This is a genomic window from Pseudomonas sp. S8 (assembly GCF_050473925.1).
GTDB lineage: Bacteria > Pseudomonadota > Gammaproteobacteria > Pseudomonadales > Pseudomonadaceae > Aquipseudomonas > Aquipseudomonas parakoreensis.
In genome coordinates this window covers 4,809,112-4,834,571 of the sequence record NZ_JBFDVZ010000016.1, presented here as the reverse complement: position 1 = coordinate 4,834,571, position 25,460 = coordinate 4,809,112, and the positions used below count along the sequence as shown (strand labels likewise).

25 protein-coding genes and 1 riboswitch are annotated in these 25,460 nt (G+C 59.9%); of the genes, 11 read left to right on the top strand and 14 right to left on the bottom strand.

Features of this window, described 5'->3' with window-relative positions; genetic code table 11:
* The first annotated feature begins 200 nt into the window (after nt 1-200).
* Nucleotides 201-653 (top strand): GNAT family N-acetyltransferase, encoded by a 453-nt coding sequence (locus AB1J88_RS22940; protein WP_041063410.1) that lies wholly within the window; start codon nt 201-203, stop codon nt 651-653.
* A 248-nt stretch (nt 654-901) separates the two neighbouring features.
* On the opposite strand, the gene AB1J88_RS22935 is transcribed toward AB1J88_RS22940, so the two are convergent.
* The 3 genes from AB1J88_RS22935 to AB1J88_RS22925 all read right to left on the bottom strand — a co-directional run bounded on the left by AB1J88_RS22935 (nt 902) and on the right by AB1J88_RS22925 (nt 3,928).
* The gene (locus AB1J88_RS22935; RefSeq protein WP_007913779.1) at nt 902-1,198 is read right to left on the bottom strand and encodes a winged helix-turn-helix domain-containing protein; all 297 of its coding nucleotides are present in this window, start codon (nt 1,196-1,198) and stop codon (nt 902-904) included.
* Nucleotides 1,199-1,269: 71 nt separating this feature from the next.
* Nucleotides 1,270-1,761: a M48 metallopeptidase family protein gene (locus tag AB1J88_RS22930; protein ID WP_003229006.1), complete on the bottom strand. Its 492-nt coding sequence runs from the start codon at nt 1,759-1,761 to the stop codon at nt 1,270-1,272.
* A gap of 43 nt (nt 1,762-1,804) precedes the next feature.
* Nucleotides 1,805-3,928: a putative bifunctional diguanylate cyclase/phosphodiesterase gene (locus AB1J88_RS22925; RefSeq protein ID WP_041063414.1), complete on the bottom strand. Its 2,124-nt coding sequence runs from the start codon at nt 3,926-3,928 to the stop codon at nt 1,805-1,807.
* A 334-nt stretch (nt 3,929-4,262) separates the two neighbouring features.
* Between AB1J88_RS22925 and AB1J88_RS22920 the strand changes: the two genes are divergently transcribed.
* From AB1J88_RS22920 to AB1J88_RS22910, 3 genes are all read left to right on the top strand, one after another.
* The gene (locus AB1J88_RS22920; protein WP_430292041.1) at nt 4,263-4,931 is read left to right on the top strand and encodes a polysaccharide lyase family 7 protein; all 669 of its coding nucleotides are present in this window, start codon (nt 4,263-4,265) and stop codon (nt 4,929-4,931) included.
* Nucleotides 4,932-5,418: 487 nt separating this feature from the next.
* Nucleotides 5,419-5,781 (top strand): DUF6124 family protein, encoded by a 363-nt coding sequence (locus tag AB1J88_RS22915; RefSeq protein ID WP_041063419.1) that lies wholly within the window; start codon nt 5,419-5,421, stop codon nt 5,779-5,781.
* A gap of 219 nt (nt 5,782-6,000) precedes the next feature.
* The gene (locus AB1J88_RS22910; protein WP_041063421.1) at nt 6,001-6,252 is read left to right on the top strand and encodes a helix-turn-helix domain-containing protein; all 252 of its coding nucleotides are present in this window, start codon (nt 6,001-6,003) and stop codon (nt 6,250-6,252) included.
* 62 nt (nt 6,253-6,314) lie between these two features.
* Here AB1J88_RS22910 and fba read toward each other — a convergent pair whose 3' ends face one another.
* The 6 genes from fba to tkt all read right to left on the bottom strand — a co-directional run bounded on the left by fba (nt 6,315) and on the right by tkt (nt 12,695).
* Nucleotides 6,315-7,379 (bottom strand): class II fructose-bisphosphate aldolase, encoded by a 1,065-nt coding sequence (gene fba / locus AB1J88_RS22905; protein ID WP_041063423.1) that lies wholly within the window; start codon nt 7,377-7,379, stop codon nt 6,315-6,317.
* Between the two features lie 269 nt (nt 7,380-7,648).
* Nucleotides 7,649-7,981: an MliC family protein gene (locus AB1J88_RS22900; protein WP_430292040.1), complete on the bottom strand. Its 333-nt coding sequence runs from the start codon at nt 7,979-7,981 to the stop codon at nt 7,649-7,651.
* Between the two features lie 57 nt (nt 7,982-8,038).
* Entirely contained in the window at nt 8,039-8,260 is a 222-nt protein-coding gene (locus AB1J88_RS22895) for a hypothetical protein (protein WP_007961876.1), read from the bottom strand.
* Nucleotides 8,261-8,294: 34 nt separating this feature from the next.
* Nucleotides 8,295-9,458 carry a phosphoglycerate kinase gene (locus tag AB1J88_RS22890; RefSeq protein ID WP_430292039.1) on the bottom strand — a complete coding sequence of 388 codons (1,164 nt, stop codon included), beginning with the start codon at nt 9,456-9,458 and terminating at the stop codon, nt 8,295-8,297.
* A gap of 26 nt (nt 9,459-9,484) precedes the next feature.
* Nucleotides 9,485-10,543, bottom strand: coding sequence for an erythrose-4-phosphate dehydrogenase (epd, locus tag AB1J88_RS22885; protein ID WP_430292038.1), 1,059 nt, complete (start codon nt 10,541-10,543; stop codon nt 9,485-9,487).
* 154 nt (nt 10,544-10,697) lie between these two features.
* Nucleotides 10,698-12,695, bottom strand: a complete 1,998-nt coding sequence (gene tkt / locus AB1J88_RS22880) for a transketolase (protein WP_041063434.1) — start codon at nt 12,693-12,695, stop codon at nt 10,698-10,700.
* Between the two features lie 258 nt (nt 12,696-12,953).
* Between tkt and AB1J88_RS22875 the strand changes: the two genes are divergently transcribed.
* From AB1J88_RS22875 to AB1J88_RS22860, 4 genes are all read left to right on the top strand, one after another.
* Nucleotides 12,954-13,949: an ArsR/SmtB family transcription factor gene (locus AB1J88_RS22875; RefSeq protein WP_430292037.1), complete on the top strand. Its 996-nt coding sequence runs from the start codon at nt 12,954-12,956 to the stop codon at nt 13,947-13,949.
* An 18-nt stretch (nt 13,950-13,967) separates the two neighbouring features.
* Nucleotides 13,968-15,158: a methionine adenosyltransferase gene (gene metK / locus AB1J88_RS22870; RefSeq protein WP_027610621.1), complete on the top strand. Its 1,191-nt coding sequence runs from the start codon at nt 13,968-13,970 to the stop codon at nt 15,156-15,158.
* Between the two features lie 245 nt (nt 15,159-15,403).
* Nucleotides 15,404-17,071, top strand: coding sequence for an NAD-dependent DNA ligase LigB (gene ligB, locus AB1J88_RS22865; RefSeq protein ID WP_430292036.1), 1,668 nt, complete (start codon nt 15,404-15,406; stop codon nt 17,069-17,071).
* A 93-nt stretch (nt 17,072-17,164) separates the two neighbouring features.
* Entirely contained in the window at nt 17,165-17,560 is a 396-nt protein-coding gene (locus AB1J88_RS22860; RefSeq protein ID WP_108184057.1) for a DUF1090 domain-containing protein, read from the top strand.
* Nucleotides 17,561-17,740: 180 nt separating this feature from the next.
* On the opposite strand, the gene AB1J88_RS22855 is transcribed toward AB1J88_RS22860, so the two are convergent.
* Nucleotides 17,741-18,190 carry a c-type cytochrome gene (locus tag AB1J88_RS22855; protein ID WP_222017944.1) on the bottom strand — a complete coding sequence of 150 codons (450 nt, stop codon included), beginning with the start codon at nt 18,188-18,190 and terminating at the stop codon, nt 17,741-17,743.
* A 128-nt stretch (nt 18,191-18,318) separates the two neighbouring features.
* Between AB1J88_RS22855 and mltA the strand changes: the two genes are divergently transcribed.
* Entirely contained in the window at nt 18,319-19,491 is a 1,173-nt protein-coding gene (gene mltA / locus AB1J88_RS22850) for a murein transglycosylase A (RefSeq protein WP_430292035.1), read from the top strand.
* A 96-nt stretch (nt 19,492-19,587) separates the two neighbouring features.
* Here mltA and AB1J88_RS22845 read toward each other — a convergent pair whose 3' ends face one another.
* Together AB1J88_RS22845 and AB1J88_RS22840 are read right to left on the bottom strand one after the other, a co-directional pair.
* Complete coding sequence (locus tag AB1J88_RS22845) at nt 19,588-19,971, bottom strand: MAPEG family protein (RefSeq protein WP_027610617.1); 384 nt, start codon at nt 19,969-19,971, stop codon at nt 19,588-19,590.
* Between the two features lie 38 nt (nt 19,972-20,009).
* Complete coding sequence (locus AB1J88_RS22840) at nt 20,010-20,843, bottom strand: EamA family transporter (protein WP_041063447.1); 834 nt, start codon at nt 20,841-20,843, stop codon at nt 20,010-20,012.
* A 151-nt stretch (nt 20,844-20,994) separates the two neighbouring features.
* On the opposite strand from AB1J88_RS22840, the gene AB1J88_RS22835 reads away from it, so the two are divergent.
* Nucleotides 20,995-22,260, top strand: a complete 1,266-nt coding sequence (locus AB1J88_RS22835; protein ID WP_430292034.1) for a cation:proton antiporter — start codon at nt 20,995-20,997, stop codon at nt 22,258-22,260.
* Here the strand turns inward: AB1J88_RS22835 and AB1J88_RS22830 are convergent, their stop codons facing one another.
* Together AB1J88_RS22830 and AB1J88_RS22825 are read right to left on the bottom strand one after the other, a co-directional pair.
* Nucleotides 22,261-23,166 (bottom strand): formate/nitrite transporter family protein, encoded by a 906-nt coding sequence (locus tag AB1J88_RS22830; protein ID WP_086793620.1) that lies wholly within the window; start codon nt 23,164-23,166, stop codon nt 22,261-22,263.
* A gap of 153 nt (nt 23,167-23,319) precedes the next feature.
* Entirely contained in the window at nt 23,320-23,727 is a 408-nt protein-coding gene (locus tag AB1J88_RS22825) for an acyl-CoA thioesterase (RefSeq protein ID WP_003229043.1), read from the bottom strand.
* 196 nt (nt 23,728-23,923) lie between these two features.
* Nucleotides 23,924-24,022: riboswitch (S-adenosyl-L-homocysteine riboswitch) on the top strand.
* 23 nt (nt 24,023-24,045) lie between these two features.
* Here AB1J88_RS22825 and ahcY point away from each other — a divergent pair.
* Nucleotides 24,046-25,455 (top strand): adenosylhomocysteinase, encoded by a 1,410-nt coding sequence (ahcY, locus tag AB1J88_RS22820; RefSeq protein ID WP_007959684.1) that lies wholly within the window; start codon nt 24,046-24,048, stop codon nt 25,453-25,455.
* Nucleotides 25,456-25,460: the final 5 nt, after the last annotated feature.

The window sequence follows — 25,460 nt, the reverse complement described above, 5'->3', positions numbered from 1 at the left end:
GCCCCGTACCGGCGAAACCCAGGCCCTAACAGTAGCTCATTGAAGCCAGTGCACAGCGCTTTCCAGCAGATTACACAAAGCGGCCGCCACCGCGAGAAAGGAATGATGGCATTTTGACCTTTGTCACAGACTCTTCCGCCATACAGACATTCAGCGCCTGTGCACTTAGTATCGGGCGACGGAGTTCAAGGAGTCGGAAAATGACAATCGAGTGGATCTGCAAGCATCACAGCGATCTGGGCAAAGAGCAGTTATACGCACTGCTGAAACTGCGCTCGGACGTATTTGTGGTCGAACAGCAATGCGCCTACCCAGACCTCGACGGCCAGGATCTGGACGGCGATACCCACCATTTGATGGGCTGGGAAGACGATCAGTTGATGGCCTATCTGCGCCTGCTCGATCCAGAATCCCAGGGCGGTGACGTGGTGATCGGCCGCGTGATCATTGCGCCACAGGGCCGCGGCAAGGGGCTGGGGCACGAGATGATGGAGCAGGCGCTGAAACAGGCCGAGAAGCATTGGCCGCAGGTGCCGATCTACCTGTCGGCGCAGGCGCATTTGCAGGGGTATTACGGCAGGTACGGGTTTGTGGTGGTGGGTGAGGAGTATCTGGAGGATGACATTCCGCACATAGGCATGCGTCGTCCCTGAGGCCCTCATCGCTGGCAAGCCAGCTCCCACAGGTTCATCCGTTGCTCACAACAACCGTGTTGACTGGAGACCCTTGTGGGAGCTGGCTTGCCAGCGATTGCGTCAGCTCAAACACTGCAAAACTCATGGATATTCGCTGGCAAGCCAGCTCCCACAGGTTCAGCGGTTGTTCACAATAACTGTGTTCGCTGGAGATCCTTGTGGGAGCTGGCTTGCCAGCGATTGCGTCAGCTCAAACACTGCAAAACTCAGGGATACTCCAGCACAGCTTTGATCTGCCGCAGATTGCGCTCGATCCACCCGCGATCAATCGCCCCCCACTCGCGAATCCGATAGCGCCCGGCATGGTTGCGCGCGCCCTCTTCCTGTTCGAATTCGCAGACGATATCCAGATCTGCCAGCGCGGCGATCGTGTCCTGCGCCGTGCGCCGGGGCATGCCGGTCACTTCGGTCAGCGTCGGGACGCTCGGGGCCAGGCCGCTGTCGATCAGGTAGGCCACGTACAGGCGCCGGTAAAAGCTGCTTTTGGTCTTGCTTACGTCCATCTAAACACTCCCAACGTTAAAAGATCGCAGCCTGCGGCAGCTCCTACAGTTGGAATGCGATCTTTTGATCTTCATTGCAAATCCCGCCACGTCAGGTACACCCTCAAGTCGAACTCGACCTGGTGATACCCCGGCAGCATGTGTTCACACAACTTATAGAAGGCCTTGTTGTGATCCGATTCCTTGAAGTGCGCCAGTTCATGCACGACGATCATCTTCAGGAACTCCGGCGCCGCCTCCTTGAACAACGAGGCGATGCGAATCTCTTTCTTGGCTTTGAGCTTGCCGCCCTGCACCCTTGAGACCGTGGTGTGCAGGCCCAGCGCGCGATGCGTCAGGTCGAGGCGGTTGTCGAACAGCACTTTGTCGATGGCCGGCGCGTTACGCAGGTATTCCTGCTTCAGGTCCAGCGCGTAGCTGTACAGCGCCTTGTCACTCTGCACATCGTGACGCCCCGGATAGCGTTGGCTCAGGTAGTCACCCAGACGCTGTTCGGCGATCAGTTGGCGCACCTGATCCTGCAATTGCGCAGGATAGGCCTGGAGGTATTTCAACGCAGTCATGGACACGGCAGCACGGTTCGAAAAGAGCGCCAGTGTAGCGAATTCAAACCGGCAGCGCGCTCCAGTCAAAGGGTTTGGCAAAGCTGACGGCGTCCTCGGAGGTCAGCGGACGCGCCACCAGGAAACCCTGCACGTATTCGCAGCCATGCGCCTGCAGCCATTGATACTGTTCAACGGTTTCCACGCCTTCGGCGATCACCAGCAAACCGTACTGTTTGCACAGATTGATCACGTTGCTGACCAGCGCCGCGTCGCGCGTCGAGTCCGGCAGCCGCGCAATCAGGTGTCGATCCAGCTTGAGCGTATCCAGCTCCAGATCACGCAGATACGCCAGCGAACACGGGCCCGAACCAAAGTCATCCAGCGCCACCCGCACCCCGAGATTACGCAGCAGGCGCAACTGTTTGCGGGTCTCGTCAGGGTTGTGCATCAGCGCGTCTTCGGTGACTTCCACCTCCAGTTGCCGCGGCTGCAGCGAATGCCGCTCCAGCACCTGACGCAACTCGGTGACCAGGTTCGGCAGACCGAACTGGGTGTTGCTCAAACTCACGCCAAGCACCAGATCCTCGGCGAACAGGGTTTCCCAGGCTTTGCGCTGGCCGGCGCCACGGTGATAGATCCAGCTACCGAGCCGACTGATCAGCCGTGCCTCCTCCAGCAATGGCAGGAACAACCCCGGCGGCACATCGCCAACGCTCGGGTGCTGCCAGCGCAGCAACGCCTCGAAACCGCGAATCTGCCCGCTGTCGATCGCCACTTGCGGCTGATACACCAGATTGAAATCCCGGTTCTCGATGGCATTGCGCACGCTCTCTTCGAGCATCAGCCGCGAACGGGCGCGACCGTTCATTTCGTGATCATAAAAACGATATTGCTGACGCCCGGCGCGCTTGGCTTCATACATGGCGATGTCGGAGGCGCGCAGCAAACCGTCGAGGTTCGCGCCGCAGTCCGGGTAAGTGGCGATGCCGATACTCGCGCCGAGAGCGATGTCCAGTCCTTCGATCTGCTGACAGATCGACACCCGTTCGATGAGCTTCTCGGCAATTTTTGCGGCCTGCTCGGGAAACTCCAGATCGAGCAACGCGGTGAACTCGTCACCGCCCATGCGCGCGAGAATGTCGAACGGTCGCAGACAGGCTTTCAACTGCTCGGAGACCCAGCGCAGCACCCGGTCGCCGGCATCGTGGCCAAGGGAATCGTTGACCCGTTTGAAGCCATCCAGATCCAGATACAGCAGCACCCAACTGCTGTCACTGCGTTCACCGCGCAGCAGCAGGTTTTCCACCGTCTGATAAAAACCCCGGCGATTGAGCAGACCGGTCAGCGGATCGGTGACGGCCTGAAATTCCAGTTGCTGATGCAGGTGACGTACCACCGACATGTCCAGCACCGTCACCACCATCGCCCGCTGCTCGGCGGGCAACGGCGCACAGGACAACGCCACCGGCACCTGCTGCCCCGGTGCCGTGCGCAACAACGCATCGTGCAGACGCAAGGTCTCACCGCGTTTATAGCCGGCCAGCAACTCGGAACCGGCCCATAGCGGGATATGCGGTTTCTGCAGAAAATCGAGAAATTCCTTGCCCTCCAGCTCTTTCACCGGCGCATTCAGCAATCGCGAAATCGCTGGGTTGGCGAAGCGGATCAGGCCGTCCTCGCCGAGCACCAGAATGCCTTCCGCCGCGTTGTCCAGCACCGAGGCATTGAAGGCCCGCGCGAGTTCCAGATCATGACTCAGACGCTGCAAGGCGCGGCGGTTGCGCTGGTGTTCGAGCAATGCCTGGACTTTCGGCTTGAGGATCTGCGGATCGAACGGCTTGAACAGGTAATCCACCGCGCCACTGGCGTAACCCTTGATCACGGCGTCCTGGGATTGCTCGTTGGCGGTGAGGAAAATAATCGGTGTGAGACGCGTGCGCTGGCTGCCGCGCATCAGCCGCGCGACTTCGAAGCCGTCCATGCCCGGCATCTGCACGTCCAGCAGCACCAGATCGACGTCGTGTTCGAGCAGCAGATTGAGCGCCTCGAAACCGGAGGCGGCGGTCATGACGTGCCAATCCTGACGCTGCAGCAACGCGCGCATGCTGATCAGGTTTTCAGGGTAGTCATCAACGATCAAAAGGACAGAGCTGCCTTCACCTGGCTGGGGTTGCGCGCATTCCATGCTGCTTCTCTTGTCGGGACATCTCTTGTCGGACTATCGGCCGGTTTTTTGTGAAAACCGTACAGTTACTGAGCCATCACTCTAGTCCCGGATCTGTGAAAGCAGAAGCTGCCACGCCGCCATCATTTAGCCAAAGCTGTAAATTACCGACTAACGGTCACCCCTGCAGCCCCCGAAAACCGGCACAGATGGCATTTCGACAGGATGTTGACGCCAATCATCTGCCAAACGGGCGTTAACAAAAAACACCTCTACGCTTATAACTGCCGCCCGAAAAAGCGCGGGCTAGAGCTTCTGGCACTCGCGTACAGGAAAATTGAGTGGAAGAACCGACATGATCGATCTCGCAACCTGGAACCTCAGCGTTCCCGTCGGCAGTCCGCCGTACACCGTCGAAACCTCCAAACTGGTGAATGGCTTCAAGGATCAGTACTTCCATTCCGACACCGGCACCTTGTTCTTCTGGTCGCCGGTGACCGGGTCAAAAACCGAAAACGCCATTTACCCGCGCACCGAGCTGCGCGAAACCTTCAGCAACGGCTCCCTGCGCAACTGGTACTACCCCGACGCCGACAACACCCTGCGCGCGACCCTCGCCGTGAACAAAGTGCCCAGCTCCGGCAAGATCGTCATCGGCCAGATCCATGCTTATGAAAGCCAGCGCCCGATGGTCAAGCTCGAATACCAGTACAAGGAAAAAACCCAGAACGGCAACCTGGTGATCAAAGTCCGCATGCACCCCGACGATCAGGAAAGCCGCGTTATCACCCTCGCCACCGGGATCAAGCTGGATCGCGAATTCAACTACCTGATCCACTTGAGCCCCGGCGGCGCACTCGGCGTGAGCGCGGCGGGTTACCAGTGGGATTCACAGATCAGCGCGACCTGGCGCAACAAGCCGTTGTACTTCAAGGCCGGGGTATATGTGCAGGACAACACCGGCTATACCAGCGAAGGCGGCCAGGTCACCTTCAGCAAACTCGACATCGACCACGACAAATAAGGCTTCATTGGCACAAATCCCTGTGGCGAGGGAGCTTGCTCCCGCTGGGGCGCGCAGCGGCCCTAAAAAAGCGAGGCCTGCTGCGCAGTCCAGCGGGAGCAAGCTCCCTCGCCACAGTGTTATTTATTGCCAGTCGGACATCCTTTAAACGGTGTTGTTTAAATCGCTCGGCGGTTACTTCCCGATGCCTACAACAACTTGCGTGGATACCTACAGCTACGCCAGAATCCGCCGGCTTGTGCGCCTGGAGGGCCATCGGTAACTTGATTCGCGTCACTGATTTCCAGTGATCGGGTTTAGTAGCCCGAGGTTACGCGATGCGCATTGGCACCATTCAGTCGGACATTCATCCGCGCTTGATGGTAGCTGTACGCAGGGCGCCTTCGGGTGCGCCGGTCGCGTCTCCCCGGTCTACTAACCTGCGTTCAGCTGCCACCCCTTCGTTTAGTAGCGATCCGGTGCCGGCTCCATTTACCGGAGACGAGACATGACCAAATCAACGCCTCACCCGCCAGCCACCGACCTGGCCTCCCCCTACGAATCCCTCGACTCAAGAAAGCTCCACGACGCCGCCGAGCGCGCCCTCGACCACTACCTCAACCCGGCCGCACACATCATGACCAGCACCTGCGAACCCGAGTCCATGTACCTCGCCAACCCGAAGTACAACACCGAATCTCTGCTGGCCAACGCCAGCGAAACCCTGGGTTCAGCCAGCGAAATGCTCAACAACTTCGCCGCAACACTCGATACCTCCCACCGCAAGACTGCGCTGGGTATCGCACAGGTGGTCATGCTCGGTGAATTGGCGGTAAATCAGGCACTGGATCACGTTGAACTGAAGGAGTAGTCCCTGATAACGGACTTTTCGTCGAAAAATCTTCCAAACTTCCATTACAGGTGCCATTCACCTAGCTGTGCCTTGTGAAGTGCCACTCTGCAGAAGTCGGCGCAAGCAGCTTGAAACAAAGCCTGGGGATCGAGTAGACGCGGACGCGCGCCGAGCGGACTCATAACGATCAAATGCAGCGTTTACGCCATTTAACTTTGAAAGTTACAGAGACAGTAGATGGATCACGTTCTATTAATGAGCCGCCTCGCCACCCAATTACGCATAAAGCGTAGGGAGCGCGGACTAACGCAAGCGCAACTCGCCGACCTCGCGAGAGTTACGCCATACAAAGTCATCGCTATAGAGAAAGGCACCCTCTCCGTGGGCATGAACGCTTATGCACGTGTTATTGCCGCTCTGGATTGTGAGTTCACCGTCGTTCCGGCAGTGATGCCTACGCTTGAAGAGCTAGCGGAAATATTTGTTTAACTACGCCCACAAAAAACCCGCCTCTCGGCGGGTTTTTCATAAAAGCAGCTCAACACCCAGGCTTAGTTCACCTTAGCGTTCAACTCACCCTTCAGATAACGCTGGAACATCGCTTCCAGCGAGATCGGCTTGATCTTCGAAGCATTACCGGCAGTACCGAACGCTTCATAACGAGCGATGCACACATCACGCATCGCCGTCACGGTTGCGCCGAAGAATTTACGTGGATCGAATTCGCTCGGGTTGGTGGCCATCAGACGACGCATGGCACCGGTGGATGCCAGGCGCAGGTCGGTGTCGATGTTGACCTTGCGCACGCCGTACTTGATGCCTTCGACGATTTCTTCAACCGGTACGCCGTAGGTTTCTTTGATGTCACCGCCGTACTGGTTGATGATCGCCAGCCACTCTTGTGGCACGGACGAGGAACCGTGCATCACCAGGTGGGTGTTCGGGATGCGCTTGTGGATTTCCTTGATGCGGTCGATCGCCAGCACGTCACCGGTAGGTGGCTTGGTGAACTTGTAGGCGCCGTGGCTGGTGCCGATGGCGATGGCCAGGGCGTCGACCTGAGTCTTCTTGACGAAGTCAGCGGCTTCTTCCGGGTCGGTCAGCATCTGGCTGTGATCCAGAACGCCTTCAGCGCCGATGCCGTCTTCTTCACCGGCCATGCCGGTTTCCAGCGACCCCAGGCAGCCCAGCTCGCCTTCAACCGAAACGCCGCAGGCGTGAGCCATGGCGACGGTTTGTTGGGTCACGCGGACGTTGTAGTCGTAGTCGGTCGGCGTCTTGCCGTCTTCGCCGAGGGAGCCGTCCATCATGACCGAGCTGAAGCCCAGTTGAATCGAGCGCTGGCAGACGTCAGGGCTGGTGCCGTGGTCCTGGTGCATGCACACCGGGATGTGCGGGAATTCTTCGATCGCGGCCAGGATCAGGTGACGCAAGAACGGCGCGCCGGCGTATTTGCGAGCGCCGGCCGAAGCCTGGACGATCACCGGGGAGTCAGTCTTGTCAGCGGCTTCCATGATGGCGCGCATCTGCTCAAGGTTGTTGACGTTGAAGGCTGGAACGCCGTAGCCGAACTCGGCTGCGTGGTCCAGCATCTGGCGCATGCTGATAAGTGCCATTGTGTGTGTCTCTCCCGGTTGAGGGTCGTTAATCGTGCCAGCCTGCCGGAGCGGCGGCGGCTATTCAAGTGATTGCAGATCGGGGGTTGAGGCCCGGTCTGGTGATTCGATAAAGCAAATTCTGAGAACTACGCAGAACTCTGTGGGAGCGAGCTTGCTCGCGAATGCATTTCAACATTCAACACAACTGCAAGCTGAACCAGTGTTTTCGCGAGCAAGCTCGCTCCCACATTGGGATCCGCTTCCACATCAGATCGGTGGTGTGTCAGTTACTGCGCCTTGCAGCCGCGGCCAATCAGGTCATTGGTGGCGACCCAGTACACCAGGCCTTCGTCACCCTTGACGTGAAACGCCAGCATGCCGTCGCTGTACAGCACGCCCGAAGCGCCCGGCTCTTCTTTCAGGCGATAGACCTGATCACCGCCGCCCAGTCGAACATCGACTTCCTTCTGGCCGGCATCGGCGTAACGCCACAGCACTTTGGCCTGGCTGTCGCAGGTCCAGGTGGTCCAGTTGTCCGCAGGCGCGGACGACTGAAACAGGTTCATCTGCGCGCAACCGGTCAACAATGCCAACGCCGCAATGGCGATCAAGCCTTTCATCCGTGTTCCTCGACTGACAGCGCACGCCGCCAGCCCTGCGTTAAAGAGTCAGACCGGTCAAGGACAACCATGTTCCTTGGCCGGGGTTTGCGTCTCGTATTTGTCCAGGCCGTCCGGCCCCGAGCGCTTGTTCAGCACCGGGTTGGTTTCAGCCTGCCAGTCGGCCTGGTAGCAGCCTTTCTGCGCTGCATCCGGCGCGGGCGTGGCCTCGGCCTTCGGGTTACTCCCGCAGGCCGCCAGCGTACCGGTCAGCAACAACAGCGCTAACGACTTGACCATCTGAACACTCCTTTGCCTGGCCAACCGGGCGGCCTCAGGCCTTGGCCCGGCTTTCCAGGACCTCAACGGCTGGCAGCACCTTGCCTTCGACGAATTCGAGGAACGCGCCACCACCGGTGGAAATGTAGGAGATTTGCTCGGCCACGCCATATTTATCGATGGCCGCCAGGGTGTCGCCACCGCCGGCAATGGAGAACGCGGCGCTGTCAGCGATGGCCTGGGCCAGCACTTTGGTGCCGTTGCCGAACTGATCGAATTCGAACACGCCGACCGGGCCATTCCACAGAATGGTTTTCGACGATTTCAGCAGTTCGGCGAAGTTGGCCGCGGTTTGCGGGCCGATGTCCAGAATCATGTCGTCAGCGGCAACGTCAGCGATCAGCTTGACGGTGGCTTCTGCGGTTTCGGCGAATTCTTTGGCGACGACTACGTCCACCGGCAGCGGCACGCTGACCTTGTCGGCGATGGCGCGCGCGGTGTCCAGCAGGTCCGGCTCGTACAGCGACTTGCCGACCGGGTGACCGGCGGCCGCCAGGAAGGTGTTGGCGATGCCGCCGCCAACGATCAGTTGATCGCAGATCTGGCTCAGGCTGTTGAGGACGTCGAGTTTGGTCGACACCTTGGAGCCGGCAACGATCGCAGCCATTGGCTTGGCCGGTGCGCCCAGCGCCTTGCCCAGTGCATCCAGCTCAGCGGCCAGCAGCGGGCCAGCCGCGGCGACCTTGGCGAACTTGGCAACACCATGCGTCGAACCTTCAGCGCGGTGAGCAGTGCCGAAGGCGTCCATCACGAACACATCGCAAAGGGCGGCGTATTGCTGGGCCAGGTCGTCGGCGTTCTTTTTCTCGCCCTTGTTGAAGCGCACGTTTTCGAACAGCACGATGTCGCCGGCCTTGACGTCAACGCCGCCCAGGTAATCGGCCACCAGCGGCACTTCGCGGCCCAGAGCCTTGCTCAGGTAGTCAGCGACTGGCTTGAGGCTGTTCTCGGCGGAGAACTCGCCTTCGGTCGGACGGCCCAGGTGCGAACACACCATCACCGCCGCGCCTTTTTCCAGGGCCAGCTTGATGGTCGGCAGCGAAGCCAGGATACGCGCATCGCTGGTGACAACACCGTCCTTGACTGGGACGTTGAGGTCTTCGCGGATCAATACGCGCTTACCTTGCAGATCGAGGTCGGACATCTTCAACACGGTCATGGGTCGCACTTCCTGAGTAACTGTTCTTAGAGAGCAGGTTTTTTTGAAATCGCTGTTTGCAGATAGTGGTCTGCAACGTCCAGCATTCGGTTGGCAAAACCCCATTCGTTGTCGAACCAGGCCAGGATGTTCACCAGTTTGGGGCCGGAAACACGGGTCTGACTGGCATCGACGATGGCCGAATGTGGGTCATGGTTGAAATCACAGCTGGCGTGCGGCAACTCGGTGTAGGCCAGCAGTCCCTTGAGCGGGCCGCTGGTGGCGGCTTCACGCAGGATCCGGTTGACCTCGCCCGCATCGGTCGCGGTGGCGGTCTGCATCGTGATGTCGAGGCAGGACACGTTGACCGTCGGCACGCGTACGGCTTTGGCCTGAATTCGCCCGGCAAGTTCCGGCAGCAGGCGCTCGATGCCACGCGCCAGACCAGTGGACACCGGGATCACCGACTGGAACGCCGAACGGGTGCGGCGCAGGTCTTCGTGGTGATAGGCGTCGATCACCGGCTGATCGTTCATCGCCGAGTGAATCGTGGTGATCGACACGTAATCCAGGCCGATCGCCTTGTCCAGCAGACGCAACAGCGGCACACCGCAGTTGGTGGTGCAGGAGGCGTTGGACACCAGCAGTTCATCGCCGGTCAGGCAATCCTGATTGACACCGTAGACGATGGTGGCGTCGACATCCGCCTCGCTGGCCATCGGTTGCGAGAACAGCACGCGGGGCGCGCCGGCGTCGAGGAAACGCTGGCCGTCTTCACGGGTGTGGTAGGCGCCGGAGCATTCGAGCACCAGGTCGGCGCCCAGCGCCGCCCAGTCGATGCCTTCGGGGGTGGCACTGCGCAGGACCTTCACGCAGTCGCCATTAATATGCAGACAATCGCCTTCTACACGCACTTCGCCGGGAAACCGGCCGTGAGTGGAATCAAAGCGTGTCAGGTATTCGATGCTGGCCATGTCCGCCAGATCATTGATCGCGACAATTTCAAACCCGGCCTTCTCGCCACGCTCGAACAACGCACGCAAGACGCAACGACCAATCCGGCCGTAGCCGTTGAGTGCAACTTTGTAGGGACGCGGTTGAGGCATGGGGTTCTCGATAGTATTCGCTAACAACACAACCCCATGTAGGAGTTGCCGGAGGCTGCGATCTTTTGATCCTGTTTTTAGATCAAGATCAAAAGATCGCAGCCTTCGGCAGCTCCTACAGGGAACGCGGCGACTTGGGTCGCCGCGCTATGTTTTAGTCTTCCAACAGCTCTTCAGCCTGACCCAGGATGTTGTCCAGGGTGAAACCGAATTCTTCGAACAGTGCCGAAGCCGGCGCCGATTCGCCGTAGGTGGTCATGCCGATCACGCGACCTTCCAGACCCACGTACTTGAACCAGAAGTCGGCGTGAGCCGCTTCGATTGCGATACGTGCGCTGACCTGCAGCGGCAGAACCGATTGCTTGTAGCCGGCGTCCTGCGCATCGAACACGCTGGTGCAAGGCATGGAAACTACGCGCACCTTGCGGCCTTGCCCGGTCAGTTTGTCGTAGGCCTGAACGGCCAGACCGACTTCCGAACCGGTGGCGATCAGGATCAGCTCAGGCTCGCCTGCGCAGTCCTTCAACACGTAACCACCGCGGCTGATGTCGGCGATCTGGCCGGCATCGCGTTCCTGATGCTGCAGGTTCTGACGCGAGAAGATCAGCGCCGATGGGCCGTCCTTGCGCTCCAGCGCGTTTTTCCAGGCCACCGCCGATTCAACGGCATCGGCTGGACGCCAGGTGTCGAGGTTCGGCGTGGAACGCAGGCTGGTCAATTGCTCGATCGGCTGGTGCGTCGGGCCGTCTTCGCCCAGACCGATGGAGTCGTGGGTGTAGACGTGGATCACGCGCTTCTTCATCAACGCCGACATGCGCACCGCGTTGCGCGCATATTCCATGAACATCAGGAAGGTCGCGCCGTAAGGCACCAGACCGCCGTGCAGGGACACGCCGTTCATGATCGCGGTCATGCCGAATTCGCGCACGCCGTAGTACATGTAGTTGCCGCTGGCATCTTCAGCGCTGACGCCTTTGCAACCTTTCCACAGGGTCAGGTTGGAACCGGCCAGGTCAGCCGAACCGCCGAGCAGTTCCGGCAGCAGCGGGCCGAACGCGTTCAGGGTGTTCTGGCTGGCTTTACGGCTGGCGATGGTTTCGCCTTTGGCCGCGACTTCAGCGATGTAAGCCGAGGCTTTTTCCGCGAAGTCAGCCGGCAGTTCGCCGCTCAGACGACGGATCAGTTCGTTGGCTTCGGTCGGGAATGCAGCAGAGTAGGCAGCGAAGCGCTGATCCCATTCGGCTTCGGCGGCACGACCTTTTTCCTTGGCATCCCACTCGGCATAGATGTCGGCCGGGATTTCGAACGGGCCGTGGTTCCAGTTCAGCGCCTGGCGGGTCAGAGCGATTTCCGCGTCACCCAGTGGGGCGCCGTGGCAGTCTTCCTTGCCCTGCTTGTTCGGCGAACCGAAACCGATGGTGGTCTTGCAGCAGATCAGGGTCGGCAGCGGGCTCTTGCGCGCGGTTTCGATGGCGGTCTTGATCTCTTCCGGATCGTGACCGTCGACGTTGCGGATCACCTGCCAGTTGTAGGACTCGAAACGCTTTGGCGTGTCATCGGTGAACCAGCCTTCGACTTCACCATCGATGGAAATACCGTTGTCATCGTAGAAGGCGATCAGCTTGCCCAGGCCCAGCGTACCGGCCAGGGAAGCGACTTCGTGGGAAATGCCTTCCATCATGCAGCCATCACCGAGGAACACGTAGGTGTGGTGATCAACGATGTTATGGCCAGGACGGTTGAACTGCGCGCCCAGAACCTTTTCAGCCAGCGCGAAGCCGACGGCGTTGGCCAGACCCTGACCCAGCGGGCCGGTGGTGGTTTCGACGCCCGGGGTGTAGCCGAATTCCGGGTGACCCGGGGTGCGGCTGTGCAGTTGACGGAACTGCTTGAGGTCATCGATCGACAGGTCGTAACCGGTCAGGTGCAGCAGCGAGTAGATCAACATCGAGCCGTGGCCGTTGGACAGCACGAAGCGGTCACGGTCGGCGAACGACGGGTTGCTCGGGTTGTGCTTGAGGTAGTCGCGCCAAAGTACTTCGGCGATATCTGCCATACCCATAGGGGCACCGGGATGGCCGCTGTTGGCTTTTTGCACGGCATCCATGCTGAGGGCACGAATGGCGTTGGCACGCTCACGACGGCTAGGCATCGCTGATCTCCTGGGTGTGAATAGATTGAAACGGAAAAAAGGAGGGCATTTTCCCTCACCGGAGCGCCTCGGGGCAATGACAGATAGTCATCCGAAGGCGTTTTTCCCGTGCTGGACGGCGGTTTCGTCTGGTGAAACCTTTCCGCTGTTCGTTTGTAGAGTTAACCAGTCAGTGAGAAGTGCCATCTATCGAGCAATATCAAAACTTTTTGATATTGCCCTTGCGGCGATTTCCCACCGTCACTAGACTGCTGCCCCATGAACTTACGCGTGCCTTCCATTCGCCATGACGATTGCGACGAGCTGGCGGTCCTGTGCAAGGCCGGTGGCGACCCGCTGCGCCTGAATGTATTGCGCGCGCTGGCCAACGATTCGTTCGGCGTACTGGAGCTGGCGCAGATTTTCGGCATTGGTCAGTCAGGCATGAGCCACCACCTCAAGGTGCTGGCCCAGGCCGATCTGGTAGCGACGCGCCGTGAGGGCAACGCGATTTTCTATCGCCGCGCCCTGCCCCACACTGAATTGCTGGGCGGCAAGTTGCATGCAGCACTGTTAGAAGAAGTCGACAATCTGGCGCTGCCGGAGGACGTGCAGGCACGGATCGCTCAGGTCCACGGGCAACGTGAAGCCGCCAGCCAGGATTTTTTCGCCCGGGTCGCAGAAAAATTCCGCGCCCAGCAAGACTTGATCGCAGGCCTGCCGCAGTACCGCGACAGCGTGCTGGCCCTGCTCGACAAACTGAACTTCAATGGTGCTGCCACGGCCATTGAAGTCGGCCCCGGCGATGGTGCTTTTCTGCCGGAACTGGCCCGCCGCTTCGGCACCGTAACCGCGCTGGACAACAGCCCGGCGATGCTCGAACTGGCGCGTCAGGTATGTGAACGTGAACGGCTGGCTAACGTCAGCCTGCAATTGGCCGATGCATTGAATGGCTCCAGCCTTCAGGCCGATTGCGTGGTACTGAACATGGTGTTGCACCATTTCGCCGCGCCGGCCGAAGCGCTCAAGCACATGGCCGGCCTGCTGCAACCGGGCGGTAGCCTGCTCGTGACAGAGTTATGTAGCCACAACCAGAGTTGGGCCAGGGAGGCCTGCGGTGATCTGTGGTTGGGGTTTGAACAGGACGATTTGGCCCGTTGGGCCACCGCTGCGGGACTCGTTCCCGGGGACAGCCTCTATGTAGGCTTACGTAATGGTTTCCAGATCCAGGTTCGCCACTTTCAGCGACCGGCTGGCGACACTCACCATCGGTAAATTCAGGAAAACATCGAGATGAGCGAATACTCCCTCTTCACCTCCGAGTCCGTGTCTGAAGGACATCCGGACAAAATCGCCGACCAGATTTCCGATGCGGTGCTGGACGCCATTATCGCCCAGGACAAACACGCACGCGTTGCCGTGGAAACCCTGGTCAAGACTGGCGTTGCCATCGTGGCCGGTGAAGTGACCACCAGCGCCTGGGTTGATCTGGAGCAGATCGTTCGTGACGTGATCTGCGACATCGGCTACACCAGCTCCGAAGTCGGCTTCGATGGCGCGACTTGCGGCGTGATGAACATCATCGGCAAGCAATCCCCTGACATCAACCAGGGTGTTGACCGCGCCAAGCCTGAAGATCAGGGTGCCGGCGACCAGGGCCTGATGTTCGGCTACGCCAGCAACGAAACCGACGTGCTGATGCCAGCGCCGATCACCTTCTCGCACCAGCTGGTGCAGCGTCAGGCCGAAGCCCGCAAATCGGGTCTGCTGCCGTGGCTGCGTCCAGACGCCAAGTCGCAAGTGACTTGCCGCTACGAAGGCGGCAAGGTTGTCGGTATCGACGCCGTTGTACTGTCGACCCAGCACAATCCTGAAGTGTCGTACAAAGACCTGCGCGAAGGCGTGATGGAGCTGATCGTCAAGCACGTGCTGCCTGCCGAACTGCTGAGCAAAGACACCCAGTTCCACATCAACCCGACCGGCCAGTTCATCATTGGCGGCCCGGTAGGTGACTGCGGCCTGACCGGTCGCAAGATCATCGTCGACAGCTACGGCGGCATGGCCCGTCACGGCGGCGGCGCGTTCTCCGGTAAAGATCCATCGAAGGTTGACCGTTCGGCAGCCTACGCCGGCCGTTACGTTGCCAAGAACATCGTCGCTGCCGGCCTGGCCGAGCGTTGCGAGATCCAGGTGTCCTACGCCATCGGTGTCGCTCAGCCGACTTCGATCTCGCTGAACACCTTCGGCACCGGCAAGATCAGCGATGACAAGATCATCAAACTGGTGCGTGAAGTGTTCGACCTGCGTCCATACGCAATCACCACCATGCTCGATCTGCTGCACCCGATGTACCAGGAAACTGCAGCCTACGGCCACTTTGGTCGTGCTCCGCAGACCAAGACAGTTGGCGAAGACACCTTCTCCACCTTCACCTGGGAAAAAACCGACCGCGCCGACGCTCTGCGTTCCGCTGCTGGTCTGTAAGCCCTCCCCGGCTGCAAAAAAAGCCCCGCACGGTTCGCGCCGTGCGGGGCTTTTTCATGCTTGCCAGGATCAAAAGATCGCAGCCTTCGGCAGCTCCTACAGATGAATGCGCTCCCCTGTAGGAGCTGCCGAAGGCTGCGATCTTTTGATCTTCATCGCCGAAACAAGAGGAAAAACTCCCACTCGACGTGGCTGAAAAATCCTGACTACCCTTCAAATTATCCCCATGAGCAAGGACGCTCACGATGCGCTTTTCTGTTTTGCTTTTTCTCAGTCTCGTAGGCCTGAGCAGCCACGCCACCCAATGTCCGAACTGGCCTGCCGCTCAGGCGCAAAACGAAATCACCGCCCTGCAACAGCAGATCGACCAATGGGACGACGCCTACCACCGCCAAGGCCGCTCGCTGATTGCCGACGAGCTCTACGATCAATCGCGCCTGCGGCTCAACCAATGGCGACAGTGCTTCCAGCAGCATTCAGCGCCCGAACCTTTGCGCACTGCCTCAGGCGCCATCGCTCATCCAATCGCCCACACCGGTCTGGACAAGCTTCACGAAGCCGTCGCCGTTCAAGCGTGGTTGAAGAATCGGCAGGATGTCTGGGTACAACCCAAGGTCGATGGTGTGGCCGTCACGCTGATCTACCGTCGCGGCCTGTTGCAGCAAGCGATCAGTCGCGGTGACGGCATCAGCGGTCAGGACTGGACAGCATCGGCGCAAAAGATCGGCGCCATTCCGCAACATCTGACTCAACCGCTGGACTTGCTGGTGCAAGGCGAACTCTATTGGCGCCTGCAGCAACATGTGCAAGCCAGCGCCGGCAGCGTCAATGCCCGCGCCACCGTTGCCGGGCTGATGAACCGCAAAACCTTGAATGCCGAACAGGCAGCCGGAATCGGCCTGTTTGTCTGGGACTGGCCACAAGGGCCAGCGAGTCTGCCGGAAAGAATATCGACGCTGGCAACCTTGGGATTCGCCGCAACGGCGCCATTCAGCCAGGCCATCGCCAACTTTGCCGATGCACAAAAATGGCGCGAGCATTGGTATCGATCGCCTCTGCCCTTCGCCACCGACGGCATTGTCCTGCGCCAGAGCCAGCGCCCACTGGCCGAGCGCTGGCAGGCAAGCGCGCCCTACTGGGCCGTCGCCTGGAAATACCCGTTTTCCCGAGCGCTGGCCGAGGTGCGCAAAGTGAATTTCAAAGTCGGCCGCAGTGGACGCATCACTCCGGTATTGGAGTTGTCGCCGGTGATGCTCGATGACCGCGAGATCAAACGCGTCAGCGCCGGCTCCCTCAAGCGCTGGCAGACGCTGGACATCCGCCCCGGTGATCATGTGGCAATCAGCCTGGCCGGCCTGACCATCCCGCGACTCGACAGTGTGGTGCTGCGCACTACCGAACGAGCCGCTCTCGATATTCCTGACAAGCGTGATTTCCACGCCCTGAGCTGCTGGCAACCGACTCCCGGTTGTGAAAGCCAGTTTCTCGCGCGCCTGACCTGGCTCAGTGGCAAACAAGGGCTGGCGCTGCAGAATGTCGGACGCGGCACCTGGGAGAAACTTCTGGAAACAGGCCGCCTGAACAACCTGCTGGATTGGTTGACCCTCGACGAGCCAGAGCTTGCTAACATTGCCGGCTTCGGCGAGCGCAGCAGCGCACGTCTGATCAACAGTTTTCACAGCGCCCGCCAACGGCCGTTCACCCAGTGGCTCAAAGCCTTGGGTTTACCGCCAACCGGTCAGGCACAGCTGGCCGACTCGTGGCAGGCGCTCGCACAACGCGACACCGAACAATGGCAGGCAGAGGCTGGAATCGGCCCGGGCCGCGCGGCGCAATTGAGCGCATTCTTCCGCGATCCGCAGGTGCTGGCCTTGAGTGAAACCTTACGCGCCGCCGGAATCGACGGCTTCTGATCACCCAATTCCGGCAGCCGGGAACCGAAGGAACGTCAGACGCTCAAACAGCGCAGTGCCACCGACCCGATTGCCTTCGCACATGGAGCTTTTATGAAATTTCTTGCACCGCTCGCTTTGCTGACCCTCTGTGGCGTTTTGGCCGCACCTGCGATGGCCGACGAAGATGCACCGGGCCTGACCGGTTGCGCCGCGAAGAAGCAGGGCATCATCAATCAGCTCGAACAGGCCAAATCCCGGGGCAACACCGATCAGCAGGCCGGTCTGCAAACCGCTCTGGATGAAGTGACCAAGAACTGCACCGATGCCGGCCTGAAGAAAGAACGCGAAAACAAGGTGCTGGAAGCCAAGCACGAAGTCAGCAAACGTCAGGCTGATCTCGACAAGGCGATGAAGAAAGGTGATCCGGAGAAGATCGACAAGCGCAAAAACAAACTCGCCGAGTCGCGCAAAGAACTGCAGGATGCGCTGGACCAGATCGATAAGTAACCGAAGGTTTGGTGAGGGAGATTTATGTGGTGAGGGGATTTATCCCCGATGGGCTGCGCAGCAGCCCCAAAACCATTCAATCGAGTCTTTCAGAAAGAACAGCAGGTTCACGACGGCTGCGCCGCCGATCGGGGCGGTGCGACGTTTCGCTAAATCCCCTCGCCACAATTGCTCAGCAGTTCAATGATCCCGAAACTCTTTATGGCAAGCGCTGCAGGCATCTTCGACTTTCTGCACCGCCGGTCCCAGGTTGCCGGCCTTGTACGGCTGAACCTTGCTGGCGATCACCAGTTCACCGGTGGCCGCCTCAAGGTTACGGGCCAATTCCTGAAAGCGGGCCTGACGCAGCCAGACATCGTCTTTGGCGCTGGTGTGATCCTCTTCGCGCACCTGCGGGAAATGCTTCCACGGCTCATGAGACAACGCATCAAGCTTCACCGCGCCTTCGGCGAATTTCGGCCCGTCGAACGGAATGCGTCCGCGCAACATGCCGCCCAGGTCTTCACCGGTCTTGAGCATCTGCTTGAAGATCGACTTACGTTGACCCAGCGGCGAATTCGGATCGACGCCGCCACAGGCGGACAAGGTCAGACAGGCCAGCAATACAACAGTAATTCTTTTAAGAGTCATGGTGGCTTCAGGTCACGGAATTCGGCGGCCAGTATCCTCGCGTCGCCGTCAAACACCAATAGCCCTATTAAAAATACGGGTTGCCCGAGCGCATGGAGCACTCGGGCAACCGGCACAGGAATCACTCCATGAACAGCCGTTTCAAGGCCTGGCGTCACCCGCTGATCGCAACCCTGCCGCTGCTGGCAATCCTTGCTGGCTGTACGGGCGGCGACAATGCCAAACCGAAAACCCACGCCTTGGCGACTTATTCCAGCGCCACCTGGGAAGCCCTGCCGGCGGTGTCCGACAGCGACCTGGTCGCCGGTTTCGGCTCGTGGCGCAGCGCCTGCACCCGACTCAAGGCTGATCCGATCTGGGGTGGCACCTGCGCGGCAGCCGCCAACGTGCCGCAGAGCGCCGGCGAAATTCGCGCGTTTCTCAAGCAGAACCTGGATGTGTTCGGGTTGCGCGCCGAACACGACAACCCCAACGGCCTGATCACCGGTTACTACGAGCCGGTCTACCCCGGCAGCCTGACCCCCACCGAAACAGCCAACGTGCCGGTATATGGCGTGCCCGAAGACATGATCATCGTGTCGCTGGACAGCATTTACCCCGAACTCAAGGGCAAGCGCCTGCGCGGTCGCCTCGAAGGCCGGGTGCTCAAGCCGTATGACGACGCCGCAACCATCGAATCCAAAGGCGTCAAAGCCCCGGTAGTGGCGTACCTGACCGATCCGATGAACCTGCAGTTTTTGCAGATCCAGGGTTCCGGGCGAATTCAGACACCGGACGGCAAACAACTGCGCATCGCCTACGCCGACCAGAACGGCCACCCGTACCGACCGATCGGTCGCTGGCTGGTGGAACAGGGCGAGTTGAAGAAAGAAGACGTGACCATGAGCGCGATCAGCAATTGGGCCAAGGCCAACCCGTCGCGCATTCCGGAGCTGTTGGGCAGCAACCCGAGTTATGTGTTCTTCACCCGTAACCCGGACAGCAACGAAGGCCCACGTGGTTCACTGAACGTACCGCTGACCGCCGGGTACAGCGCGGCGGTGGATCGCAAGGTGATTCCGTTGGGCAGTCTGCTGTGGTTGTCGACCACCCGTCCGGATGGCACCGCTCTGGTTCGCCCGGTCGCGGCGCAGGACACTGGCGGCGCGATTGCTGGCGAGGTGCGCGCGGACTTGTTCTGGGGCACCGGCGACGCAGCCGGGCAACTGGCCGGGGACATGAAACAGCAGGGGCAGATCTGGATGCTCTGGCCTAAAGGTGCGGCGTTGCCGCAAGTGCCCCAGGTCGCCGACAAACCTTGAAAAGCAAAAGATCGCAGCCTGCGGCAGCTCCTACAGGGGACATGTATCAACCTTGTAGGAGCTGCCGCAGGCTGCGATCTTTTGATCTTGCTTTACCTATACCGATACAAAGAAGAACGCAGCAATCAGCCCCATCCCGACGAACCACACCAGCGACCGCAAGATCGCCCAGTCCGCCAGATAGCAAATGATGTACAGCAGACGACTGGTGATAAACAGCACCGCCAGCACATTCACGGTCACTAGCTGCGCCGTTCCCACCAGATGCGCAACAATCACTGCGGCAGCAAATGCCGGCATCACTTCGAAGCTGTTCAGCTGCGCCGCATGCGCCCGTCGGGCGACGCCGCCCACGCTATCGAGAAAGTCCCGAGGATCATGATTGTCACTGAGCCGGAAACCGCCCGAGACCTTGGCCACAATCGTGCACACATACGGCAGGAAAATCGCGATCAATACACACCACAGAGCCACCGTCATAACGCCGTCCTTTTTCGAGTGTTGGAAATGGCGGGCGGTCAGAACTTCATTACCAGCATGCCGATCAGCACCAGCCCACAGGCTAAGAGCCGCGGTCTGCCGAAAGGTTCTTTCAGGTACCGCATGCCGAACAGCACCACCAGGATCACGCTGATTTCACGCAAGGCCGCCGCTTCGGCAATCGAGCCCAACTGCATCGCCCACAGCACCAGAGCGTAGCTGAACAACACGCAGAACCCGACCGCCAGCCCCAGCTTCCATTGCTCGCGCCAGAACACCAGAAATGCCGGGCGTTTGGCGACCCACGCCAGCAACGGAAACGGCCAGGCGCTGAGCAGTGTGACCCAGACCAGGTAATCCAGCGGATGCGACCAGCGCCGCAAGGCCTGGCCATCGATGTAGGTGTAGCAACCGATGCACAAGCCGATCAGCGCCACCACCGGCAGCATCGACCACGGCAAATGTTTACCACCACCGCCCTGCCAGAGCAGGCAGACCATGCCCAGCGGAATCAGCATGATCCCGAAGATCTGCTGCGTGGTGAGCACTTCGCCGGCGAAGATCAGGGTCAGCGCCAGTACCACCAGCGGCGACAAGCCGCGCATCAAGGGATAGACCAATCCGAGGTCGCCGACCCGATAAGCCTGGATCAGCAGATAGCGATACAGCAGCTCGAATGCTGCCGACGCCAGAATCCACGGCCAGATTTGCGCCGGTGGCAGGCTGATGAATGGAAAGGCCAGCGCCACGAACAACAGCGCCACCGTGTCCATGCACGCCACCACCAACAGCCGTTCGGCACTGAACTTGATCAGGGTATTCCACGTCGCATGCAACAGCGCCGCCATCAACACCAGAACTGTCGCCGCCACGTCCCACTCCTTGATTTTTTGTTGACCCTACACCAATGCGTACCACTGACCAACCGAGGGATGTGATTGTGTCCCCACCCCGAAACAGCCCATCCAACTTTCGCGCCGAAGAATCGGGGCGCTGTCTTTCCCCCCATCCAATGGAGCCCGGATGCTAGAACTTGTAGCCGCTTTTATCTGCCTCACCACCCTTCTCACCTTCGTCAATTACCGCTTCATCGGCCTGCCGCCGACCATCGGCGTCATGGTCACCGCGCTGATGTTCTCCCTGTTGCTGCAAGGCCTGAGTGTGCTCGGCTACCCCGGCCTCGAAGAACGCGTGCAGCAACTGATCGGCCAGATCGACTTCGGCGACCTGCTGATGAACTGGATGCTGTCGTTCCTGCTGTTCGCCGGCGCCCTGCACGTCAACCTCAACGATTTGCGCAGCTATCGCTGGCCCATCGGCCTGCTGGCGACGTTCGGCGTGCTGATCGCCACCGCTGTGATCGGCAGCCTCGCCTATTACATTTTTGCCCTGTTCGGCTGGCACGTGAGCTTCCTCTACTGCCTGCTGTTCGGCGCGCTGATTTCGCCGACCGACCCGATCGCGGTACTCGGCGTACTGCGTACCGCCAATGCCTCGAAACCGCTGAAAACCACCATCGTCGGCGAGTCGTTGTTCAACGACGGCACGGCGGTCGTGGTGTTCACCGTGCTGCTGGGCATCGCTCAGTTGGGTGAGACGCCGACCCTCAGCGCCACGGCCATGCTGTTCGTCCATGAAGCCCTTGGCGGCGTGCTGTTCGGCGGGCTGATCGGTTATGGGGTGTACCGGATGATCAAAAGCGTCCAGCAGCATCAGATCACGGTGATGCTGACCCTGGCGCTGGTGATCGGCGGTTCGGCGATGGCCACCGAGCTGCACGTCTCGGCGCCGATTGCGATGGTGGTGGCCGGCCTGATCATCGGCAACCTGGGGCGCAACCTGGCGATGAACGACATGACCCGCAAGTACCTCGACGGCTTCTGGGAGCTGCTCGATGACATGCTCAATGCGCTGCTGTTCGCACTGATCGGCATGGAGCTGTTGCTACTGCCGTTCAACTGGGCGCACGTGGCGGCGGCCAGTTTGCTGGCGCTGGCGATCCTGCTTTCGCGTTTGCTGACCGTGGCCCCGGCCATCGTTCTGCTGCGCCGCTGGCGCACAGTGCCGCGCGGCACCATCCGCATTCTGACCTGGGGTGGTTTGCGCGGCGGGGTCTCGGTGGCACTGGCGCTGGCCCTGCCGCTGGGCCCGGAGCGCGATCTGCTGCTGAGCATCACCTACATTGTGGTGCTGTCGTCGATCCTGTTGCAGGGTCTGACCATCGGCAAACTGGTCAAGCACGCCACCCGTGACGAGCCGACGACCATGGCTGAACCCGCACACCACTGATCATTTTCTGATCTGCTGCGGGTCAGGCTTTTCGGCCTGATCCGCAGCCCCTTTGGCCTTGCCTGTTTCCTTTGGCGCACCGCTTTCGCTGCGGATCTGCGCATGGCTGATCAGGGCAAAGATGCAACTGCCGCCGATGATATTCCCCGCCAGCGTCGGACCGGCAAACACCATCCAGAAATCACTCCACGGCAACTCGCCGGCAAACACCAGATACGAGACTTCTGCCGAACCGACCACGATGTGGGTGAAGTCGCCCAACGCCATCAGATAAGTGATGAGGATGATGATCCACATCTTCGCGCTCTCCATGGACGGGATCATCCAGACCATGGTGGCGATCATCCAGCCGGAGACGATGCCCTTGGCGAACATCTGGCTGGCGTGGTTCTCCATGACCTTGCGGCCGATTTCAAGGAAGGCGTGATCGGTCTTGGTGTCAAAGATCGGCAGCTCGAGCATCACGTACGCCACCAGAATCGTCCCGCACAAATTGCCGAACAGGACGACGCCCCACAAGCGGATCAACCGGCCAAAATTGGCCAGGGTCGGTTTGGTCATCACCGGGAGGACGGCGGTCAGGGTGTTTTCGGTGAACAGCTGCTGGCGGGCGAGAATCACCGCGAGGAAACCGGCACAGTAGCCGAAACTGGCGATGACCTTGAATTCGTCGCCCTCGGGCAGGCGCGAATTGAGCAGGCCCATGCCCATCAGCGACAGGCCCATGGTCAATCCGGCCGCGAGCGCCGACCACCACAACGCGGCGATGCTGCGCTCCAGTTCCTGATCGCCCTGAGTGCGGATGATTTCATGCAGAACCGCTGCGCGAGGCGGCTGGTTTTTCTCGACTTCATGTTGTTCATCGGTCGAGAGATTGGGGGTCTTGCCGTCTGTCGGGGTGGTCATGGCGTGGGAACCGGGTGGGGGGGCTTTCAGCTACGACCCTTGCCGTTCGGAATACGTTCTGTAGGAGCTGCCGAAGGCTGCGATCTTTTGATGTTGCTCGACCAAAACAAAGTCAAAAGATCGCAGCCTTCGGCAGCTCCTACAGGGCTTGCATTACTTGGTGACGAGCTCATCTTCCTTGAACTGATCTTTGACGTACTTGATCTCGGTCCGCCCGTGCGGCGCCGGCAGGCCGTCTTCGCCGAGGTTGACGAAGACCATCTTCTCGACCGTGAGGATGCTCTTGCGGGTGATCTTGTTGCGCACTTCGCAGGTCAGGGTGATCGAGGTGCGGCCGAACTCGGTGGCGGTGATGCCCAGTTCGATGATGTCGCCCTGGCGCGAGGCGCTGACGAAGTTGATTTCGGAAATGTACTTGGTCACCACGCGCTGATTGCCCAATTGGACGATCGCGTAGATCGCCGCCTCTTCGTCGATCCAGCGCAGCAGGCTGCCGCCGAACAGGGTGCCGTTGGGGTTCAGGTCTTCGGGTTTTACCCATTTGCGGGTGTGGAAATTCATGTTCACTCCTGAGCGTTTGCCGAAAGATGGCGCCATCTTGGCAGAGCGGGCGGTCAGGCTCCATGAGCCTTCTACTATGGTCGCTATTAACGATCTTCATCTGGCCGACAGAAACCCTTTGGAAGATCAGTCTAGACGGCTATAATCGCCCCCGTTTCAAAACGGTAACCTTCACTTGCTACCGTTTTCCCGCCACCTGTCCGAGGGGCGCTGCAGCAGGATCAACCTGTCAGGCTCGGATGGGGCGTTGACTGGCCACGGCCGGACACTAAACGCACAACGGCGCCCATTCGCATACATTACGAATGGAGGCTCTTCATGAGCGCTGTTATCACGCCTGCAGATTTTAACGATTACAAAGTTGCCGACATGTCCCTGGCCGCCTGGGGCCGTCGCGAAACCATCATCGCCGAGTCGGAAATGCCGGCACTGATGGGTCTGCGCCGCAAGTACGCCTCCGAGCAGCCGCTCAAGGGCGCGAAAATCCTCGGCTGCATCCACATGACCATTCAGACTGCCGTGCTGATCGAAACCCTGGTTGCCCTGGGTGCCGAAGTACGCTGGTCGTCCTGCAACATTTTCTCGACTCAGGATCAGGCCGCTGCGTCCATCGCCGCTGCCGGCATCCCGGTTTTCGCCTGGAAAGGCGAGACTGAAGAAGAGTACGAGTGGTGCCTGGAGCAGACCATCCTGAAAGATGGCCAGCCATGGGACGCCAACATGATCCTCGACGACGGCGGCGACCTGACTCAGCTGCTGCACGACAAGTACCCACAAGTACTGGATCGCGTTCACGGCGTGACCGAAGAAACCACCACCGGCGTTCACCGCCTGCTGGACATGCTGGCCAAGGGCGAGCTGAAAATCCCGGCGATCAACGTCAACGACTCGGTGACCAAGTCCAAGAACGACAACAAGTACGGCTGCCGTCACAGCCTGAACGATGCGATCAAGCGTGGTACCGACCACCTGCTGTCCGGCAAGCAAGCGCTGGTCATCGGTTACGGTGACGTGGGTAAGGGTTCGGCCCAGTCCCTGCGTCAGGAAGGCATGATCGTCAAGGTTTCCGAAGTTGACCCGATCTGCGCCATGCAGGCCTGCATGGACGGTTTCGAACTGGTTTCGCCGTTCATCGACGGGATCAACGACGGCACCGAAGCGAGCATCGACAAAGCGCTGCTGGGCAAGATCGACCTGATCGTGACCACCACCGGTAACGTCAACGTTTGCGACGCGAACATGCTCAAAGCCCTGAAGAAGCGCGCTGTTGTCTGCAACATCGGTCACTTCGACAACGAAATCGACACCGCTTTCATGCGCAAGAACTGGGCGTGGGAAGAAGTGAAGCCACAGGTCCACAAGATCCACCGTACCGGCCCGGGCGCTTTCGATGCACAGAACGACGACTACCTGATCCTGCTGGCCGAAGGCCGTCTGGTGAACCTGGGTAACGCCACCGGTCACCCGAGCCGCATCATGGACGGCTCGTTCGCCAACCAGGTACTGGCGCAGATCTTCCTGTTCGGCCAGAAGTACGCCGACCTGTCGCCAGCCCAGAAAGCCGAGCGTCTGACCGTTGAAGTACTGCCGAAGAAACTCGACGAAGAAGTGGCCCTGGAAATGGTGCGCGGCTTCGGCGGCGTGGTCACTCAACTGACCAAGCAACAGGCTGACTACATCGGCGTCACCGTCGAAGGCCCGTTCAAGCCGCACGCTTACCGCTACTGATTGGC